This window comes from Bradyrhizobium sp. AZCC 2262 (assembly GCF_036924535.1).
Lineage (GTDB): Bacteria > Pseudomonadota > Alphaproteobacteria > Rhizobiales > Xanthobacteraceae > Bradyrhizobium.
Map to the genome: position 1 here is coordinate 1,837,040 of NZ_JAZHRT010000001.1, position 20,419 is coordinate 1,857,458.

Here is a 20,419-nt window from a genome sequence, read left to right on the forward strand (position 1 = left end):
TAGGCGAGGCCTCGCTGCCAGACCTGTTCTTCTAGCTGTGGGTCTGTGTGTCTTCGGGAGCCCGGCTTACTCCCAGACCGGTGAGGGCAAAACGTCGAGTTGCCCTGGCAACTACGACCTACGTGTAGGTTCTCAATCTCATTTGTTGGGGGACTGGTGCGGCGAGCGAACACGCCTGGAGCAGCGTGGCGTCGTATTTGACTTCCAGTATGTCAGCGACACCTTCGGGGGCTTCAAGACTCAGCAGAACTCGAAATTTGACTCATGGGGCCGCTTCCGCGCGACCGTCGACGTCGATTTTGGCAAGCTGTCCGGGGAGGACGGGTTGTATTTCCATGCGACCGGACTCTCGCAAGGCGGAGGCAACATGGGAGTGGATCTCGGGCTTCTGACCGGGCCTAGCAGCCTGGTCAGCTTCGGCACGACCCGCCTCGATTCGTGGTGGATCGAGAAGCGATGGCTGGACGATCGTATCGCTGTACGCGTGGGACAGTTTGCCGGCCAGGATTTCTACGGGAACGCTCAGTACGGAGAGTCCTTCATCAACGGGCCAATGGGCTATGCGTTGGGCAATTTGGGTACGACCTTCGAGACCGCCAATCCCTTCGCGACTCCGGCTGCGGAAATTCGTATCGTACCGATCGACCACCTTTATCTGAAATCGATGGTGATGGCTGGCGATCCATCGCCCCTTACGAGCAACCCGACCGGCCTGGTTCCGACGTTCCGTGGGGATCCAGTCCTTGTTTCGGAGATTGGGTTCACCCCGGGTCGGAACGCAACATCGGGCACCGTTGACAACGTCGAGAGCCGGAAAGGATATTCCGGCCTCTATCAGTTCGGAGTGGCCTACAATCCCGGAGACTTCACGGCGCCCTTGAGCCCAACACCCGTGTCGGGTAACTATCTCCTGTATTGGAAGGCGAGCCAGGCTCTCTGGCGCATTGACCCGAAGGAAGCACTTGGACTGGATGCAATATTTGCGATCGACTGGAGTCCGCCGAATGTCAACCGCAACTTCATGCAGCTCACGGCGGGGCTGCGCTTCAACGAGCCGCTGCCTTTGGGTTTTCACAACTCCATATCGCTGGGCTATGTGAGAAACAGTCTGAGTTCCGATTTCCTCCCACCGGGCATGGTTCCCTGGAAGATCGAGCACGGCGTCGAGTTGAACGTATTGTTGAATTACGGACCGTTCCTGGTCCAACCGGTTGTTCAGTATTATGCCAATGTGGGCGGCATTGGAGGGCGTGCTGTCGTTGCCGGGTTAAGAACGAAGATAGATTTTTAAACAGCCGCACGGACCTGCCTTTCTTGAATGAAAGCGCGGTTGCTCGAGCGTGCATCTACCATTCGTGTTCGCGAATATAGCGGCGCGTCTGTCGTCACAGCCGATGGCGCCGCCAAGCCCTCCTGAGCGAGGAAGGAGATCGCATCATAGGAAGCGGGAGAGTTATCCGCAGGGAGAGTACTGAGGGCGCCTCCCGTAGAGCGCGTACTTGCAGCAACAATACGCCAATGTCAGCAATCGCGGCCAAGCACCAAACGGGATTGGTGAATAGTTGGCTGGACGGTATCGCGTCTCTGACGACGCCGTCGAACAACGTGCCAATTCGCGGCAAGGAGCCACATCATGACATCCATCTCGCAAACCGCCGGGGCCGTCGCGTTGATTCTGCTCTTTACTGCAGGCATTGCCCACACCGATGGAGCGGGCGACCCCAAAGCCGTTAGCTCCCGGGAGGGGGAATATCTCGACAAGGACGGCAATCCGACCTTCAAGGTCGCCAACGATGGCACCGTCGACTGGTACACCTACGCCGGATATTTGAGGTACGGTGCCAACTGCTTGCAATGCCACGGGCCCGACGGGCTCGGTTCCAGCTATGCACCATCGCTGGTCGATTCCCTGAAAACGCTCAGCTACGGCGACTTCGTTTCGACCGTCGTGTCCGGCAAGAAGGAGGTCAACACTGCGCAGCAGCAGGTGATGCCGTCCTTCGGCACGAACAAGAATGTGATGTGCTACATTGATGCGATCTATGTCTATCTGCGGGCCAGGTCTGACGGAGCGCTCAGCCGTCAACGTCCGGAAAAGCACGCGCCTAAGACGGACGCGTACACAACAGCCGAGGACTCTTGCATGGGCTGAGCCGGGGTTGCGGCGCTCGCGCAATGGCGTTCAAGAGCCCCTCCGGCCAGCTTGGTGTCGAACCTCGGCCGCGAATTCGTTTGCTTTGGGTCCAGAGATGCAGTTGACGGCATTCATCTCGACCAGACCCTTCGGCCCTCGACATCGCCTGCCCACTTTTCGATGCGAGGTTGATGGACGGTGTCTGGATCGGGGATCTACCCTGGTGGTAGAATCAATCACGCGCATGTCCTGAACGAGATTCGGCCGGAGCGGTCCAAGATATTGCTGTGCTTCGTGCATTGCTGGCACGCGGTTGGAACGGCGGCAACTAAGGCATATTTGTTTTGCAGCTTCCGCAAAGAGGAGTGCTGCAGATGCGTATCCACACCGATAGGAAACAGCTTGATGGAGCGGCAATCGCCTTTGTCGTGATCATCCTCTTAACCATCGTCGCCCTGGAGATCCTGCTCAGCCGCCTGAACGCTTTTTTTTGAAGCGAATGACATGGCGGGCGAAGACCGCCAGACCGAACCGATCTCCGTCGGGCATTGAAATGCCGACGATCAGGAGCGGATGGGATCGTACTTCCTTGGGGGTTTCCAGATACGAATTTGGACCGCGCAGCTGCAGCGTAACCAAAGTGCTGCTGTGCTTCGCGCATTGCTGGCGCGTTGTTGTAACGGCAGCAGCTGAGGCCTATTGTTTCATTGTAGCTTCCGCAAAGAGGAGTGCTGTTCGATGCGTGTCCACATCGATAGGAAACAGCTTGATGGAGATGCGATCGCTTTCGTTGTGATCCTGCTCTTGATCGCCATCGCGTTCGCCTACTAAGGCCGTCCGCAATCGACCACTTGCGCGCATCTCGCGATGCGATGGTCAGTTTGCGTGGCGTTACTTTTTCGCATGCGCGAGTTCATTCGCCATGAAAACGCGATTGCGATCTTGTCTTCTGCCGCGGCCGTCGTGCTTCGGCAACTCCTCATTTCCACCGAAATTGCTGATCAAGGCGGCTGGCCCTTTCTAAAATTGAATTTAATGGTCCCGGCCGGCTGCCAACCTACAATTACGTGGCGCACTCAGAATGGCAGAGCCTGCCGAATTCGGACTGGCCGGCCGTGAACCCGCCGATCGGCAGTCATATGGACGCTGTAGAAATCCGCACTATCGCAAAAGTCACGAGGCGGATCGTACCGTTCCTCATCGTCTGCTACTTCGTCGCGTATCTGGACCGCGTGAACGTAGGTTTCGCCGCGCTTTCGATGAACCAGGACCTCGGTTTGTCGCAGACCGCGTTCGGTCTCGGCGCCGGCATCTTCTTCATCGCGTATTTCATCTTCGAGGTGCCATCCAACCTGTTGCTCGAGCGATTCGGTGCTCGCAAGTGGATCGCCCGGATCATGCTGAGTTGGGGGATTCTGTCGGGTACCATGGCATTTATCCCCGCCATCGCTCACACCACCGGGCTCGGCAACGAGAACACCTTCTACCTCCTTCGCGTACTGCTTGGCGCAGCCGAGGCCGGCTTCTTCCCCGGTATCATCTTTTATCTGACATTGTGGTTTCCGGCACAGTACCGGGCGCGCATTGTCGGCTACTTCATGGCCGCCATTCCGCTCTCGACGGTCATCGGCGCGCCGATCTCCGGTGTGCTGCTTTATTTGCACGGCGGTCTCGGTCTTGCCGGTTGGCAGTGGCTATTCATCATCGAGGCCGTGCCTGCCATTATCCTCGCAGGCATGGTATTTTTCTATCTTACTGATTGGCCTGCCGAAGCGGCATGGCTCGCGCCTGACGAGCGCACGTGGCTCGCCAGTCGACTGGAACTGGAGCAGCGCCAGCGTCAGACAGCGCGTGACTTCTCGGTGCGACAATCGCTGGTGAACCCGCGAGTCCTCGGGCTGAGCCTAGTGTATTTCGGCGCTGTAGCGACAAATTACGGGCTGAGTTTCTTCCTGCCGCAAATCGTCAAGGCTTTCGGCCTCAACACTCTTCTAACAACGCTGGTCTCTGCAACACCTTACGCTGTTGGTCTGATCGGCATGGTGTGGTGGGGCCGGCGCTCCGATCGCGTCGTCGAGCGGCGATTCCATGTCGCATTCCCTCTGTTTATTGCGGCTGCTGGAATCGCCGTCTCCACGGCGCTCGATAACCCCACGCTCAAGATGATTTCGCTTTGTGTGGCGGGCTTCGGCATCTTCGCCAACCTGCCGGTGTTCTGGGCATTACCCACCGCCTTCCTCTCCGGCGCCGCGGCCGCTGCCGGGATCGCCGTGATAAATTCGATCGGAAACCTTGCGGGATTCGCAGGTCCTTTTGCGATGGGCTGGACCAAGGACCATACCGGCAGCTATGCCGGCGGTCTGCTGCTGCTGGCGGCGCTCGGCATTATTGCCATGGGAGTGGTACTGATGCTTGGCCAAGACGATGTGGCCGAACACACCGCCCCAGCCGAATAAGCGCCAGCATCGTTAGCCTCAGCACTAAGCGTGATCAGACCTATTGCGCTCGGCGCTATCCGTACACAGGCGATCTCTTAAACTCGAATTTATCCTTCCGAAGCTCCAATCTTATGGTCCGGACAGATCGTGGACCTACATTACGTCGGATAGGCCATCTGACCCTGGCGCTCACGGTCTTGCCGCGTGAAGGACAGCCCTTGATGTGCGCTGGCATGACACTCCAGGTTGGTCGCGTGAGGAAGGCTCAATGAGCGCTAACCACACCGAGCTGCGAACGAGCAGGATACACACCAGCCTGGCCGTGCCAGCATTCGGATTTCTTCTCTTCAAGCTGGACATCCTGGTTGATGCGATGGGTGGCGGAAGCTTGCCGCATCTTGCTGCAGAAGAGGGGAGAATGCTGAAAAGATGATGTCAACATCTACTGCTTCCGCACTGAATACTCCGGCGGTTCTTGCCGGGGGCGATCAAGAGAGGCTTGCACGGCCTGCGACCGTATCGGCTGGGCTTATGGCGCTCGGCATTGTCTACGGCGACCTCGGGACCAGCCCTCTCTATACCTTGCAAACGATTATGCACATCATGGGAGATCAATTCACGCCGGAAGCTGCTCTTGGCTCGCTGTCCCTCGTCTTTTGGGCGCTGATCATCACGATATCGATCAAGTACTGTCTTCTTGTCATGCGCGCCGACAATCATGGTGAAGGCGGGATACTCGCGCTAATGACATTGACCAGTGCCCGCTGGGTTGGTCGTGGTCAGTGGCTCATTATCATGGGCTTGTTTGGTGCAGCTCTCATCTACGGAGACGGAATTGTTACGCCGGCAATCTCGGTCCTGAGCGCGGTAGAAGGTTTAAACGTCGCGACGGGTATATTCAAACCGTACACGATGCCGTTTGCCCTTGTCATTCTGGTCGGCCTATTTGCGATCCAGAATCGTTGGACCGGGACCGTTGGAAAGACCTTCGGACCGATCATGTTCGTGTGGTTTGCCGCAATCGCGATTCTTGGCGTTGTCGGTATTGCGCATCATCCGCATGTTCTGGCTGCGATAAATCCCATTCATGGCGCCGAACTCGTGATGGGGCACGGATTTGTCGGGTTCACCCTACTGGGTGGTGTATTCCTCGCGCTGACGGGTGGTGAAGCGCTCTACGCTGACATGGGCCACATCGGACCAAACCCAATCCGCGCTGCATGGTATTGCGTGGTGCTGCCGGCTCTCGTCCTCAATTACGCTGGCCAGATCGGGAATTTCCTGGACGCTCCCGACCTGGAAGCAAACCCGTTTTTCAAGCTTGCGCCCAACTGGTCGATTTACCCGATGGTCGCGCTCGCAACGCTCGCTACCATCATCGCCAGCCAGGCCATCATCACCGGTGCGTTCTCCATGACGAGGCAGGCGATGCAACTCGGCTGGTTCCCGGATGTCCGGATCAGTCAGACCTCGGCGGACGAACACGGACAGATCTACGTACCATTCCGTCAATTGGACCATTATGGCGTTTACGGTCGCCCTGACTGCAGGGTTCGGAAGTTCCGATCGCCTTGCCGGCGCCTACGGGACCGCTGTATCGACCACCATGGTCTTAACAACGGCGCTGCTCTACCATGTGATGCGCAATCGGTGGCAGTGGTCCCTCTGTCAAGCAGCCGCCATCACGAGCATCTTGTTGGCAGTCGATCTTGCCTTCTTCTCGGCGAACCTTCTGAAGATACTGGACGGCGGCTGGATCCCGCTGACATTCGGCGCCCTCGTCTTCACCATCATGACGACCTGGCATTACGGCGTTGAGGCAATGCATCGCCGCAACGCGGCAGTATCTCAACAGCCGGCCGAGTTCTTTGCTCGTCTTCGCAGCGACAACGTCGCAAGAGTTCGCGGCACTGCGGTATTTCTCACACGCCTTCGCGAGACCATACCGCCCATCATCGTCATCAACTACGTGAAGCGCGTCGGATCACTGCAAAGGACGGTCATTTGTCTGACGGTCAGCTTCGAGACGTTCCTCGCATTCGATCAAAAGACCGCGTCCGCATAGAACAACTCGACGATGGTTTTGGCACGTAGCTGTTCACTTTGGTTTCGTCGAAGTCCCTGACCTTCCCGCTGTCCTCGCGCTTGCGAAAGAGGACGGAGTGCCGGTCATGGACGAAGCAAGCTGTTACATCGAGCGAGGGGATTTCCGTAGCCGCCAACATCGAAATGCCCTGTCGCGATGTCGCATCGCATTGTTTTCGTTCATGTCGCGCAATTCCGCGCATGCCATCGACCGGTTCAAGATACCTGCGAGCGCATTGATCGAAATAGGCCGAAGGATCGAGTTGTAACAAGCGGATAGACTCAGCGGATAGACTCATTGGAGAGCATGCTGTCGCTGCCGGGCTAGAACGAAGATGGATTCTTAGGAGGAAAATCGAGCTCCGCGAAACGGTGGAACGGGTTCCCCGTGGCCCGATGGGTGAGGGGAGTTTCGCTCTCCGAGTTCCGACATGGGTCCAATTCACTTGGGCTGGGCTAAGATTGGCGGATGTCCGATTTGACCCGGCACCCAATGAACCAACAGAGCGCGAACGTCACTTCCGAAACGTCCCAAAACCGGAAGTCAGTAAATTTCAACAAGCATCTCCAATTCGTGAGCTTAGGGCCATGCGGCTCTCGTCACCGTCTTGCCATTATATCGCACCGATTGTGACGCGACCGCCGCTTTCGCGCCCGTTTTTGAATTGACTGGCGGTGGCAAACGTAACCTAATCAACGTACTAAAGCAGTCCTCCTGTCAGGAGGCTCTCGTGAACGATCTCTCGAGCTACGCATTCTCTCCTCTGAGAGAGGGAGACATCGCTCTCTACCGGGGCTCCGGCAACGGCTTGGCGCCAATCCTGCTCGTTACCGCGGAAGGAAGCTCACCCGGTTGCGTCGAGCGACTCGAGCACGAATATGCACTCAAGGCCGAACTTGACGCTGAGTGGGCGGCGCGACCAGTCGCGCTGACACACTACAACGACCGTATGACGCTGGTGCTTGAAGATCCCGGCGGCGCACCACTCGATCGACTGCTTGGCCAGCCACTGGACGTATCGCATTCCTTGGCCATCGCGATTTCGCTCGCCGGGAAGCTTCGCCAAATGCATGAGCGAGGCCTTGTTCACAAGGACATCAAGCCGGCAAATATCCTGGTGAACGCGGCCAACGGCGGTGTGTGGCTGACGGGGTTCGGCATTGCCTCGCGTTTGCCGCGCGAGCGCCAAGCCCCCGGGCCGCCCGAGTCGATCGCGGGCACGCTCGCTTATATGGCGCCAGAACAGACCGGAAGAATGAACCGCTCGATCGGCGCCCGCAGCGACCTCTACGCCCTCGGCGTCACGCTGTACCAGATGCTCACAGGTTCACTACCGTTTACCGCAGCCGATCCCATGGAGTGGGTCCACTGCCATATCGCTAGAAAGCCGATTCCGCCAAGCGAGCGGCTGGAGACGGTCCCGGCCGCGGTCTCCGCCCTCATCCTGAAGCTGCTCGCCAAGACGGCCGAGGAACGCTACCAGACCGCTGCCGGCTTGGAGCGCGACCTCCGGTGCTGCCTTGCTGCGTGGAAGGATCATCGCCGGATCGACGCCTTTCCGCTGGGCAAACACGACACGCCCGACCGGCTTTTGATTCCCGAGAAACTGTACGGGCGGGAACGCGAGATCGAGACCCTGCTCGCCGCCTTCGACCGCGTCGTCACCCGCGGCCGACGAGAGCTGGTGCTGGTCTCCGGATATTCCGGTATCGGCAAGTCCGCCGTCGTCAATGAGCTGCACAAAGCGCTGCTGCCGGCGCGCGGCCTTTTTGCCTCCGGCAAGTTCGACCAGTACAAGCGCGACATTCCTTATGCGACGCTCGCGCAAGCTTTTCAGAGCCTGATCCGCCCGCTTCTGGGCAAGAGCGACGCTGAGCTGGCCGGCTGGCGCGACGCTCTGCGCGAGGCACTGGGCTCAAACGGGCAGCTCATGATCAGCGTTATCCCCGAGCTGAAGCTTCTCATCGGAGAACAACCGCCGGTCCCGGGGCTTCCGCCGCAGCAGGCACAAAGCCGTCTCCAGCTGGTGTTCGGGCGGTTTATCGGCGTCTTCGCTCGGCCTGAACATCCCCTGGCGCTTTTTCTCGACGATTTGCAATGGCTCGACGCGGCGACGCTCGATCTGCTCGCCGACCTGTTGACCCAGGCAGACGTGCAGCCGTTGCTGGTGATCGGGGCTTACCGGGACAATGAAGTCGATTCCGCCCATCCCCTGATGCGGAAGCTCGATGCTATCCGCAAGGCGGGAGCGTTCGTGCAGGAGATCAGTCTTGCGCCGCTCGCCCGAGCCGACTTGGGGCGGCTCATTGCGGATACGCTTAGCTGCACGCCGCGCCGTGCCGCCGCGCTGGCGCGGCTAGTGCATGAGAAGACGGCTGGCAATCCGTTCTTCACGATTCAGTTCATTTCTGCGCTCGCCGAAGAGGGGCTGCTCCGCTTCGATCATGACGCGGCGGGCTGGCGCTGGGAGCTCGGTCGCATTCACGCCAAGGGGTATACCGACAATGTGGTGGACCTCATGGTCGGAAAGTTAACCCGCCTGCCTGTCGAAACCCAGGCGACGTTGCAGCAGCTCGCCTGCCTCGGCAACGTCGCCGAGATCACGATGCTTTCGATCGTTCAGGGGAAATCGAACGACGAAGTCCGTTCGGATCTCCGTAGTGCCGTTCATCTCGAACTGGTCGAGCAATTGGGGGACTCATACAAGTTCATCCACGATCGTGTCCGAGAAGCTGCCTATTCACTCATACCGGAACAGCTTCGCGCCGAGGCGCACCTTCTGATCGGAAGGTTGCTTGCGGTGCATACTCCTGCGGAAAAACGCGAAGACGCTATCTTCGAAATCGTCAATCAGCTCAACCGCGGCGCCGCCTTGATCACATCACCAGACGAACGAGAGCAGCTGGCAGAGTTCAACCTGCTCGCAGGCCAGCGCGCCAAAGCCACTACAGCTTACGCCTCGGCGCTTACCTATCTCGCCGCCGGTGCGGCCGTGTTGCCGGACGATTCTTGGGACCGCCGGCAAGAACTCAGCTTTGCTCTGGAGCTGCACCGGGCTGAATGCGAATTTCTCACCGGCGCGCTGGCGGAAGCGGAGCAACGCCTGAATGTGCTTTCGACCCGCACCGCAAGTACGCTGGAACGAGCCAACGTTGTGTGCTTGTACGCCGACCTGTACACGACCGTCGGTCAGAACGCGCGCGCCATTACCGTCGGTCTGGACTACCTCCGGCACGTGGGCATCCACTGGTCGCCACATCCAACAGAAGAGGAAGCGCGGCGAGAATATGATCGGATATGGTCGCAACTTGGGAGTCGACCGATCGACGAGCTCGTTGATCTGCCCCTGATGACGGACCTGGCTTCGTTGGCGACTCTGGATGTTCTCGCCAAGGTGTTTGCTGCAGCTATGTACACAGAGGCCAACCTGGCCTGCCTGGTGATCTGTAGGGCCGTCAATCTCAGCATCGAGCGCGGCAACTGTGACGGATCGACCTTCGCATATGTCATGCTTGGCGCTATCGCCGGCGCGCGTTTTGGCGATTACAGGGGCGGTTTTCGCCTCGGCCAGCTTGGTTATGAGCTCGTCGAACAACGTCGACTGACGGGTTCCCAAGCCAGAGTCTATAATCAGTACGGAACTCACGTCCTGCCTTGGACGAGGCATTTCAAAGCCGGTCGCGATCTGCTGCGCCGGGCGTTCGAGGTTGCGAACAAGAACGGCGACCCGACCTTCAGCGCGTACAGTTGTCACGCTTTGAGCACGAACCTTCTTGCAGTGGGCGACCCGCTTCCCGATGTGCAGCGCCAAGCGGAGCATGGTCTCGCGTTTGCAGAGAGGACACGTTTCAGGGTGGCTATTGATCTCATCACCATCCAGCTTGGGCTGATCCGGACCCTCCGAGGACTTACGCCGAAGTTCGGCTCGTTTAACGATGCGCAGTTTGATGAGAGTCAGATCGAGCATCGTTTAGCTGATAACCCAGGTCTGGCACGTGCCGAGTTCTCCTATTGGACTCGCAAGCTGCAGGCGCGCTTTCTCGCCGGCGACTATATGTCAGCCGCGCATGCCGCATCGAGGGCTCAATCGCTGTTCTGGATAGCGAACTACACTGTGGAAGCGGCGGAGTATCAGTTGTACGCCGCGCTTTGCCACGCCGCAATCTGCGGCACCGCTGCGCCCGGCCAATGCCAGCAGCACGTCGCGGCTCTGGATGCTCATCACCGGCAACTCGAAGTCTGGGCGGTGAACTGCCCCGAAAATTTCGACAATCGCGCCGCGCTGGTCGGTGCCGAGATCGCTCGCATCGAAGGCCGCGACGTTGACGCAATGCGCCTCTACGAACAGGCCATCCGTTCGGCTCGCGCAAACGGGTTTATTCATAATGAGGCACTAGCCAATGAAGTCGCCTCCCGCTTCTACGCGGCGGGTGGCTTCGAGAAGATTGCCCGTATGTATTTGCAGGACGCCCGCCATGGCTATCTGCGTTGGGGAGCCGACGGCAAGGTGCGGCAACTCGAACAACTTCATCCGCATCTTCGCGACACAACAGACCCTGGATTTCCCGCGACTACCATTGGTGGGGCCGTCGAGCAGCTCGACGTCGGGACCGTTGTCAAGGCTTCGCACCGGGTCTCGAGCGAGATCGAACTCGGCAAGCTTATAGAAACGCTTTTGCGAATCGCGGTCGAGCATGCTGGCGCCGAACGCGGCCTGCTCATCCTGTTCCGGGACGGCGACGAGCCACGCATCGCAGCGGAGGCGACGACCGGCCGAGGGCAAGTTGAGGTTACGCTGCGTCAGACCGCCGTATCGCCCATTGAGCTTCCCGAATCCGTGCTCCATTACATGATCCGGACTCGCGGAAGCGTAATCCTTGATGACGCCATGGTGCAGAATCTGTTCACGTCGGATGAGTACATCCGTCAGAAGCACACCCGGTCAGTCCTCTGCCTGCCCCTGGTGAAGCAGGCCAAGTTGATCGGGGCGCTTTATCTCGAGAACAAACTGGCATCGTACGTATTCACGCCTGCGCGGATTTCGGTACTCGAACTGCTGGCGTCGCAAGCGGCGATTTCTCTGGAGAACGCCCGTCTGTACAGCGATCTCGGGGAACGGGAGGCCAGGATCCGCCGCCTCGTCGAGGCCAACATCATCGGAATCATGATCGGGGATGCTCGGGGCCGGATCATCGAGGCCAATGATGCGTTTCTCGACTTGTTGGGCTACGGCCGCGAAGACCTTGTCTCGGGTCGGATACGGTGGACGAAGCTGACGCCTGTCGAGTGGGCCGCCGCCGACCAGGATGCAATCGGCCAGCTCAGCGAGACCGGGACCTGCAAGCCTTACGAGAAGGAATATTTCCGCAAGGATGGTAGTCGCGTGCCGGTTCTGGTCGGCGGAGCCTTTTTCGAACAGGAGCGAGACGAGGGAGTTGTCTTCGTCATCGACATGACGGAGCGCAAGCGAGCGGAGAACAAGCTGCGCGCCAGCGAACAGCGCTTGCTCGATGCCCAAATGGAGCTCGCGCACGTCAATCGCGTTTCCACGATGGGGCAGCTTGCGACCTCCATCGCCCATGAAGTAAACCAGCCGCTCGCGGCCGTCATAGCTAACGCCGAGGCCTGTCTGCGCTGGCTCGACCGCGGGAATCCCAACCTGAGCGCGGCGCGCCGCTCGGTTGAATGGATCATCGACGACGGCACTCGGGCGAGTGAGGTAATCCGGCGAGTCCGGACGCTCGCGAACAAGACCAGCAATGAGAAGGTGCCGCTCAAGGTCAATGACGTCATTGGGGAGACTATCACGCTGGTGCAGCGTGAGCTGAGCAGCCACCGGGTGGCGCTGCGGACGGAGTTGGCACCGGCTCTACCCGCGATCCTGGGTGATCGGATCCAACTGCAGCAGGTAGTTATTAACCTGGTGATGAACGGCCTGGAGGCAATGCAGTCGGTTACAGATCGACCGCGCGAGCTGGTAATCCGATCGGACCAGGACGGAGCACAGCTGGTGCTGGTCACCGTGACGGACTCTGGAGCGGGGATCTCTGCCGAGAACGCGGACCGGCTGTTCAACGCCTTCTTCACCACCAAATCCAGTGGCATGGGTATGGGACTCTCGATCTGCCGTTCGATCATCGAAGCTCACGGGGGCCGGATGTCGGCCGTCAACAATGTGGGGCCGGGCGCCAAGTTTCAGTTTACATTGCCATTGTATCAAGAGGACACGTTGTGACCGGCTCATCATGGAGGGAATGCCATGTCTCCGAGGCAGCTTTCTCGACGGCGATTTGTCGCTGCCACTATTTCGTCCGCGGCGCTGTTGACCGTACCATATGTCCGAACGGCACATGCGGCCGGCAAACTCGAGATCGGCTTTTGGGATCACTGGGTGCCTGGAGCCAACAGGGCTAGCACCGAACTCGTCAATGAGTGGGCCGTCAAGGAGAACGTCGATGTTTCGATCGACTACATCAATAGTCAGGCCAACAAGGACGTGGTGACCATCGCCGCCGAGGCTCAGGCGAAATCCGGCCATGACGTTCTTGCAATGCCGACCTGGTGGCCGCATGCCCAGGCTGACCTGCTCGAACCCATGAACGATGTTGTCGAGCCGCTCATTAAGCTGAACGGTGAAGTCAATGGCACCGTCAAATACCTCGGCAAGGCCGGAGACAAATGGCTGGGCGCTCCCGCCAGTATCGGTAGCCAGATCAAGAGCCCTTGCTCACGCATCGATCTGATGAAAAAATTCGCCAACATTGACGTTCAGGAAATGTATCCGGCCGGCGCACCGCCCAGGGCCGAGAAATGGACGACGGAAACGTTCCTGAAAGCGGCGGAGGCCTGCCATAAGGGCGGCTTTCCCTTCGGCATCGGTGTCGGACAAACAGCCGACTCCGTCGATGCCGTCGGCGCGTTCTTCCAGGCCTTTGGTGCCGAGGTTGTAGATGCCAGGGGAAACGTCACCGTCAGAAACGACAATGTGCGGCAGGTTCTCGATTACTTCAGGAAGTTGATGGCGTTCCTTCCGCCAGACGTGCCGGCGTGGGACGATGCCTCTAACAACAAATGGCTGATCTCGGGCAAGGGCACGCTGATCCTGAACCCGCCGAGCGCATGGGCTGTCGCCAAACGCGATGCGCCGGAGGTCGCGGAGCAGTGCTGGACTCACGGCTTCCCGGTGGGGCCGAAGGGCCGTTTTGCACCGTTTGTCCCTTATTTCTGGACGGTGTGGAGTTTCTCAAAGAATAAACAGGCGGCAAAGAGCCTGCTGCTACATTTGTCACAACCCGCAGCGGTGGAGAAACTGGTGGCAGCGAGCGGCGGTTACGATCTGCCGGCGTTCGAGAAATTGACCACCCTGAAGACGTGGGCAGAACAAGGCCCCCCGAAGGGAACACTTTATCACTACCCGAACCCGCACAAGCACCAGATCCTTTCGATCTCGGCATCGCCGGCGCCGCCGAAGATCGCTCAGCAGATCTATGCCCAGGCGATATTGACCAAGATGTGCGTGCGCTTCTACCAGGGCGAAGCCATGGAGAAGACGTTGGCCTGGGCCGAAAGCGAACTCGAAGGTCTCAGGCGGAGCTGAAGCGAAGGAAGCGGCTCCCAATCTGATGCGCGGCCGTGCGCGCTTGCGTTGACGGACTGCAGGGGGAGGTACATCACCGCGCAGGGGCCCGCTCTAGGTCAAAAGCGCGTTTCGAGCGCGCGCCGATCATCTCCAAACTATCTCGGCAAGCGGACAATTTGCAGTCCGTCAGCGTGTCTCAAAGGCGCTAAGGACAGACGCGCTTATAGGAATGCTTGCTCTGCATCCCCTTGGTTCTCGCCCTCACCAAATATCTAAAGGCTAAACTTATTTTTAGTTGAGAAGCCGTGTCAGACACATGATGTGTACGTCTGATCGCTGTTTCGTGCGGACAATCAGCAAGTTTGCTGGAAGGTGTTCGGCTATGAGCCGCCGGGAGGTTATGGGAATCTGTTCGCAATTTACGCCGCGGAATTCTCCGAACGGAGCAATGCAAAATGGAACCGGCCCGAACCGTTCACCGCCAGAGTTGGCGGGTAGGCACTCCGAGTTCGGGCCGTCGTTCGATTCCGGAAGAGACCGCGGTAGCGGTCACATACAACGGCGGCACCTATGCCGTAATGATGACGACGCCCCAGGATTTGGAAGATTTCGCGCTTGGCTTCAGCCTGAGCGAAGGCGTCATCGACTCTGCTGCTGATATCGACTCGTTAGACATCGTGCACCTCGATGACGGGGTCGAATTGCGGATGTGGCTCAGTCAGCCGAGAGCCGATCGCCTGAAGGAACGACGGCGGCGTATGGCAGGACCGACGGGTTGTGGATTGTGCGGCATCGAATCAATCGCGGAAGCGATGCGTCCGACCGCCACTATCCGTCATGGAGGGCAATTCTCGCCGGAACAGATCATGGCTGCCATGGAGGGCCTGCCATCGCGTCAAAGACTCAATATCGAGACGCGCGCCGTTCACGCGGCGGCCCTCTGGAACGTTACGAGCGGTATCGTTGCGTTGCGGGAGGACGTCGGCCGTCACAATGCGCTCGATAAGCTTTCTGGTGCTCTGGCTCAGGCGTCCATTGTGGCGAGCGAGGGTATCGTACTTCTCACCAGCCGGGTGTCGGTGGAGATGGTGCAGAAAACCGCCGCGATTGGAGCACCTGCGATGGTGTCGGTCTCGGCTCCGACCGCGCTGGCTGTTCGTATGGCGGATGCAGCGGGGATCACACTTGTCGCCATCGCGCGCAAGGACGGATTCGAAGTGTTCACCCATCCATGTAGAATTTCTCGGGAGTCGTTGCGGTAGTGACGCGATTGTTATCAGCAATGGCATGCTGCGATATTATCTCATCCAGTGACAAGGCGATCCGCTGGCGAGCAGAGTCCGTCCAATGAGCGCGAGGGGCGATGCGATCTCGGCTCTCACTTATTGACCGGCTGCCGCATCAACAGGCGTGTCGAAGCCTTTCACTCGCACCGTGCAAGGAGCGCAATATGCGAAAACTCATCATAGCGACCCTCGTGTTCTTGCTCGCCGGGCTCTCCGCCAGTTATGCCCGCGGCGGTATGCACGGGGGAGGAATGCGTGGAGGAGAGATGCAGGGCCTGATGGCTCCTGCGAATCCAACCGTCCCGCCCTCACTGACGCCAGATTCCCGCCTCACCGGAACTGCGCCGCTTCCGCCGCATCATCAGCCAACATCGGCTGACGTTCCTTCGGTCCCAGACGCCATGCTCAAGCCGACCCATGAAGAGGCCGCCGTCGATCGAGCGATCGGAAACATCTGCCGCGGCTGTTGAGCGCAAGCCATGCCCACCGCATAAGGGAGACTCTGACGCCGCAAACCGTCATTTCGGCAGCGTCTTCAGATAGGCGATCACGTCCTGCCGATCCTTCTCGTCCGGCACGGAGTAAATCATCTTCGTGCCCTTGGCGAACTTGCTGGGACCCTGCAGCCATTCGTTCAGGTTTGTTTCATCCCAGGTTACGTTCAGTCCCCTGACTGCCGAGGAATAGCTATAGCCGGGTTCTGTTCCGCTCTTGCGGTCGAAGACGCCGGCCAGTGACGGTCCGACTTTGTTTTCGCCCGGCTTGGTCGAATGGCAGGGGGCGCAGTGAGCGAAAATCTTTTCGCCGGCCGCGGCATCGCCCTCTGCGTGCGCCGCAAGCGGGACTGAAAGCGTCACGCTGCACGCCAGCATCATCGAGCAGATAGCAACACGGATCCTGGTGACGGTGCGCATGTGCGACTCCTAGGTTTCAGGCGTCTGCGTTGAATTCTGTATCAACGCGAGGTTAGTCCTCGCAAATTGCGTTGATCCTTGTTCCCAGGATGCTCCCGAACACGCCGTCGCGCCGGATGAGGCCGTGGTAAAGCGCGGCGCCGAAATGCGCGAGGAAGGTCGCGAACAGCAGGTAGGCGAGGCCGGTATGGAGGTCGCGGAGCCAGGCATAGAGGGTCAAATCATGCGGCAAAATCGGCGGTAGCCACACCGGGCCGTAGAGCACGATCGGATAGCGCGCCGCCGACAGCATGCCCCAGCCGACCAGCGGCAAGATGAGCATGAGCGCATAGAGCGCGATATGCGATGCCTTGGCGGCGAAACGCTGCAGGGATGGAACCGTGTCGGGCAAACCTGGCGGCGGATTGATGAAGCGGTTGACGATCCGCGCCACGCACAAGACCAGGATCGCAATTCCGAGCGGCCGGTGGATCGAGACCAGAAGGTCGTAACGTCGGGAGACCGAAGCGGCCATGCCGACGCCGATGAACAGCATCGCGATGATCATGGGCGCCATCAGCCAGTGCAGAAGCCGGGACGCAGCAGCGAAGCGGACCTGGGTAGTCATAGCTTGCCTCCCGCTTGCACATCCTGTGGCGTGACTGCGCTGGGCGGCTTTTCGTGATCCTCTTCGGCCCGCAGGGTGAACGAGCGCGCATAGACCGCCGAGCGGGCGCTCAGCAACGGATCGTCGGATGGCTCGATGCCGGCTGGCAGCACCAGAGGATCGTAGTTGACGGCAGTGCAGCGCCCAGCGTCTTCACTCGAGGCCCGATCGATGGTCACCGTGCCGGCGTCGACCTGCTGGCGGCCCTCCGGCCAGGCCTGCGTCGCATCGTTGGTCGGGTCGCCAGCTTGCCCGATGGTCACGATCAGCTGCCACTGCCGTGGATGTTGCGCGATTTGGGCGATCAGGTCATCAAAGAGATAGTTCTCGTTACCTGCCTCCGTTTGCTCTGCCGCGTCGGCCGCGACGGGTTGCACCGGCACTGCGGACCAACGAACCGCCGTAGGGGCGCCGGCTGCATCGACGAAGCGGAAGGCGTTGAGACTATTGAAGGTGGAGTTTGCGAAACCGGAAGTGACCTGGCGTTTCTTGATCAGGGCGAGTGCCCGTGCGGCTTCTTGATGAGCAGCCAGGAACGCTTTTATTTTCGCTGGATCAGGCTTGCCGGTCGCCGGATCGGGGCTGAAGGCGAGCAACTGCTCGTAAAAGCCGCGCGCCGAATTCACCGGAAAAACCGGAATGTTGTTCATGCCCGTGCGCCATTCCTCGCCGCCGGGCGGCACAAGGCGCAGTGCCATGCTGCGCACGGTGTTGGGTGCGTCCGGCTGAAACGGCATCCCGCCGGCGAGCGCGAAGCGGCCAACCACCGGGACGCGGCCGGGTTTGAAGACAGCGGCTTTTGATATCGCTGCTGCCTGCCCGTTGCTTTCGAACCAGCCGGTGACGCAAACTCCCTTGGCGTGGTTGCGGCGGAAGCCGACGTGGGTGCCGTTGGCTTCGCGGAAGGCTGCCATCATCCGGTCCTGCGTCAGCCGCACTGGCGAGAGCCAACCACCCGTGTAAGCGAATGCCGCGATTACGCTCAGCAATACCGCGCCGATCGCGCCCAGCCGGACCAGTAGTCCTGGATTGGTCGCGATAGCCGCTTTGAACCAGAGTGGTTTCATATTCGGTGCATCCAGACGTTCGGCGAGCGCAGCCCGCTTGGTTCTTTTTCTGCGTTATGCGGGCCGTTTACTCGATCATTGGCTAGGGGTGAGATCCACTAACTGGCAGGCTTCGGCGCGGAGCCAGACACCCACCAAACCGTGTTTCCGACGTCGTCAGCAATCAACAATGCGCCATTCTTGTCGACTGCCAGACCGACCGGCCGTCCTCGCGCGTGATTGTTCGCATCGAGGAAGCCTGTAACGACATCCTGCGCCGGGCCGCTGGGCTTTCCGCCGCTGAACGGCACAAACACCACTTTGTAGCCGTTAAGCGGCGTTCGATTCCAGCTTCCGTGCTCGCCGACGAACGCACCGCCGCGATAGTTTGCGGGAAGCCCGGTGCCTGTGTACATCGCCAATCCCAGCGGCGCGACGTGAGAGCTCAGCGAATAGTCCGGCGCAATGGCTGTCGCCACCAGATCGGGCCGCTGCGGCATGATGCGCGGGTCTGGGTGTTGGCCGTAATAGCTGTAGGGCCAGCCATAGAAGCCTCCATCCTTTACCGAGGTCAGATAATCTGGAACCAGGTCGGGGCCGATCTCATCGCGTTCGTTGGCGATGGCCCAGAGCTTGCCGGTCTCCGGTTCCCATTGCAGGCCGGTGGGATTGCGTACGCCGCTGGCGAAGATGCGATGCGCGCCCGACGCAACGTCGACCTCCCAGATCGCGGCCCGCTCATATTCGGCTCCGATTCCGTTTTCGCCTACGTTGCTGTTGGATCCGACTCCGACATAGAGCTTGGAGCCATCCGGACTGGCCAACAGCGACTTGGTCCAGTGATGATCGATCGGGCCGCCGGGAAGATCCGTGAGCTTGGTGCCTGCCGCGGTGATACTGGTCTGTCCATCCTGATATGGATAGCGGACGATGGCATCGGTGTTCGCAATATAGAGATCGTGACCAACAAGGGCGACGCCGAATGGCGAGTTGAGATGATCCAGAAACACGGTTCGTACTTCGGGAATGCCGTCACCATTGGTGTCGCGCAGCAGCGTGATCCGGTTTGCGTCCTTTGCCTTGGCACCGGCAAATGACTGCACCCAGCCGGTAATGATGTCCTTGGGCCGGTGGATCGGCGCTTTTGGTCCATTGCTCTCGACCACCAGTACGTCTCCATTGGGAAGGACGTAGAGGGATCGTGGATGCTGGAAGCCGGTCGCCAGTGCATGAACCTGCAGTCCCTCCGGCACGGTGGGAGTTTCCTTGCCCCATCCTACGACCTCTGCGATGCGCATCGGCGGCATCAAATACTGCTGCAACGCGGGCAGCTGAGGATTGGCGCCGATCTGCATTTTTGGGTCGCCAGCATGGTCGTCACAGCCGGCGAGTCCGAGGCCGGCGACAAGAAGAGCGGCGAGACGCGGCAGTTTGGCCGAACGTGCATTCTTGAGGATGTGCATCATGATTATGCTCCAAACCGATGGCGATTTGTCAGGGCTCTGGCAACGAGGGCCGTCAACACGAGAACGATGACGACAAGCGCTGAAAGGGTCAGGCCGGCCGGTACCACAGCGGTATAACCGTCGCGGCTGTGAACGAAGGCGTTGGTGAGCGCGAGCAAGACCGTGATCGCGTAGCCAATCGCGCGAGGCCAGCCCGGCCTGTCGATTCGCCTGCGGGCTGCAAGGTCAATCACGTACGCGACAGCAGCCAGACCCGCCATGATCAGACCGGCGGTGATCAGCCAGATGGAGAACCTCTCCCACATCACATCGGGCATCTGCCAATAGACGAGATCCGTGACCAGCGCGCCTGTGAAGTAGGCGGCGGAAAACGACACCAGCATCCGGTGGATCGGTCGTCCACGCGGCCTCCGGGCTGGTCTCAAATCGGCATCGCGTGTGAAGCTCGCTTCCGCGATCGTAGCGTGCTGCTGCATGTTCAAATTCTCCTGACGGACGTTGCGCGCATCTCTGCCTCCGGGCCGCTTGATCCCTCTGTCCTGATCGCCGGCGTGAAGATCTGGGCCGACAATCCAATATTGACATTGCGCGGGCGCGAGTCCTCTAAATTCTGTTTTAGTTTTCGGGACGGGTTCGAACATGCCGCTCGGGAGTTCTACCGCTGCATTTGCATGAGCTGATCTATCGGCGTCATGTTGTGGTTGAGGTTCGCCATGACGACACCGCGTCGGCAGGATGATCGCCAACATGATCGCAAGTGATATCGATCAGGATGGCTCTTTCGGCGACCGCGATCGACCCCTGTGGGTCAAGGATACTCATCG

Annotated in this window: 15 protein-coding genes and 2 pseudogenes; 12 read left to right on the forward strand and 5 right to left on the reverse strand. The window is 59.6% G+C overall.

All coding sequences use genetic code 11. From position 1 onward, the window contains the following. Nucleotides 1-142: 142 nt before the first annotated feature. From V1283_RS08655 to fdhD, 11 genes and pseudogenes are all read left to right on the forward strand, one after another. Complete coding sequence (locus V1283_RS08655) at nt 143-1,291, forward strand: carbohydrate porin (protein ID WP_334386014.1); 1,149 nt, start codon at nt 143-145, stop codon at nt 1,289-1,291. A 342-nt stretch (nt 1,292-1,633) separates the two neighbouring features. Further along, nucleotides 1,634-2,152: a c-type cytochrome, methanol metabolism-related gene (locus V1283_RS08660; protein WP_334386015.1), complete on the forward strand. Its 519-nt coding sequence runs from the start codon at nt 1,634-1,636 to the stop codon at nt 2,150-2,152. A 1,121-nt stretch (nt 2,153-3,273) separates the two neighbouring features. Continuing rightward, a complete protein-coding gene (locus tag V1283_RS08665) occupies nt 3,274-4,590 on the forward strand; it encodes an MFS transporter (RefSeq protein WP_334392999.1) in 1,317 nt (438 codons plus the stop codon). Nucleotides 4,591-4,840: 250 nt separating this feature from the next. Further along, a complete protein-coding gene (locus tag V1283_RS08670) occupies nt 4,841-5,005 on the forward strand; it encodes a hypothetical protein (RefSeq protein WP_334386016.1) in 165 nt (54 codons plus the stop codon). 98 nt (nt 5,006-5,103) lie between these two features. Continuing rightward, nucleotides 5,104-6,063 (forward strand): annotated as a pseudogene (locus tag V1283_RS08675) (KUP/HAK/KT family potassium transporter); the annotation flags it as partial. A 31-nt stretch (nt 6,064-6,094) separates the two neighbouring features. Then, nucleotides 6,095-6,376: pseudogene (locus tag V1283_RS44585) on the forward strand (KUP/HAK/KT family potassium transporter); the annotation flags it as partial. Nucleotides 6,377-6,394: 18 nt separating this feature from the next. Further along, entirely contained in the window at nt 6,395-6,637 is a 243-nt protein-coding gene (locus V1283_RS44590; RefSeq protein ID WP_442895927.1) for a hypothetical protein, read from the forward strand. Then, the gene (locus V1283_RS44595) at nt 6,615-6,926 is read left to right on the forward strand and encodes a KUP/HAK/KT family potassium transporter (RefSeq protein WP_442895848.1); all 312 of its coding nucleotides are present in this window, start codon (nt 6,615-6,617) and stop codon (nt 6,924-6,926) included. The genes V1283_RS44590 and V1283_RS44595 overlap by 23 nt, the downstream gene beginning before the upstream one ends. A 495-nt stretch (nt 6,927-7,421) precedes the next feature. Beyond that, nucleotides 7,422-12,893 (forward strand): trifunctional serine/threonine-protein kinase/ATP-binding protein/sensor histidine kinase, encoded by a 5,472-nt coding sequence (locus tag V1283_RS08685; RefSeq protein ID WP_334393000.1) that lies wholly within the window; start codon nt 7,422-7,424, stop codon nt 12,891-12,893. A gap of 24 nt (nt 12,894-12,917) precedes the next feature. Then, entirely contained in the window at nt 12,918-14,255 is a 1,338-nt protein-coding gene (locus V1283_RS08690; RefSeq protein ID WP_334386018.1) for an ABC transporter substrate-binding protein, read from the forward strand. Between the two features lie 437 nt (nt 14,256-14,692). Then, on the forward strand, nt 14,693-15,499 hold the full coding sequence (gene fdhD / locus V1283_RS08695) for a formate dehydrogenase accessory sulfurtransferase FdhD (protein WP_334386019.1): 807 nt from the start codon (nt 14,693-14,695) through the stop codon (nt 15,497-15,499). Between the two features lie 542 nt (nt 15,500-16,041). On the opposite strand, the gene V1283_RS08700 is transcribed toward fdhD, so the two are convergent. The 5 genes from V1283_RS08700 to V1283_RS08720 all read right to left on the reverse strand — a co-directional run bounded on the left by V1283_RS08700 (nt 16,042) and on the right by V1283_RS08720 (nt 20,020). Beyond that, complete coding sequence (locus V1283_RS08700) at nt 16,042-16,437, reverse strand: c-type cytochrome (protein WP_442895715.1); 396 nt, start codon at nt 16,435-16,437, stop codon at nt 16,042-16,044. A 52-nt stretch (nt 16,438-16,489) separates the two neighbouring features. Then, nucleotides 16,490-17,044 (reverse strand): cytochrome b, encoded by a 555-nt coding sequence (locus V1283_RS08705; protein ID WP_334386020.1) that lies wholly within the window; start codon nt 17,042-17,044, stop codon nt 16,490-16,492. Continuing rightward, nucleotides 17,041-17,997, reverse strand: coding sequence for a catalase family peroxidase (locus V1283_RS08710; protein WP_334386021.1), 957 nt, complete (start codon nt 17,995-17,997; stop codon nt 17,041-17,043). Before V1283_RS08710 ends, V1283_RS08705 begins: the two co-directional genes overlap by 4 nt. 251 nt (nt 17,998-18,248) lie before the next feature. Further along, nucleotides 18,249-19,592, reverse strand: coding sequence for a PQQ-dependent sugar dehydrogenase (locus V1283_RS08715; RefSeq protein WP_334393002.1), 1,344 nt, complete (start codon nt 19,590-19,592; stop codon nt 18,249-18,251). Between the two features lie 5 nt (nt 19,593-19,597). Then, nucleotides 19,598-20,020, reverse strand: a complete 423-nt coding sequence (locus tag V1283_RS08720; protein ID WP_334393003.1) for a DUF2231 domain-containing protein — start codon at nt 20,018-20,020, stop codon at nt 19,598-19,600. Between the two features lie 39 nt (nt 20,021-20,059). Here V1283_RS08720 and V1283_RS08725 point away from each other — a divergent pair, with 39 nt between their 5' ends. Beyond that, complete coding sequence (locus tag V1283_RS08725; protein WP_334393405.1) at nt 20,060-20,275, forward strand: hypothetical protein; 216 nt, start codon at nt 20,060-20,062, stop codon at nt 20,273-20,275. Nucleotides 20,276-20,419 lie beyond the last annotated feature (144 nt).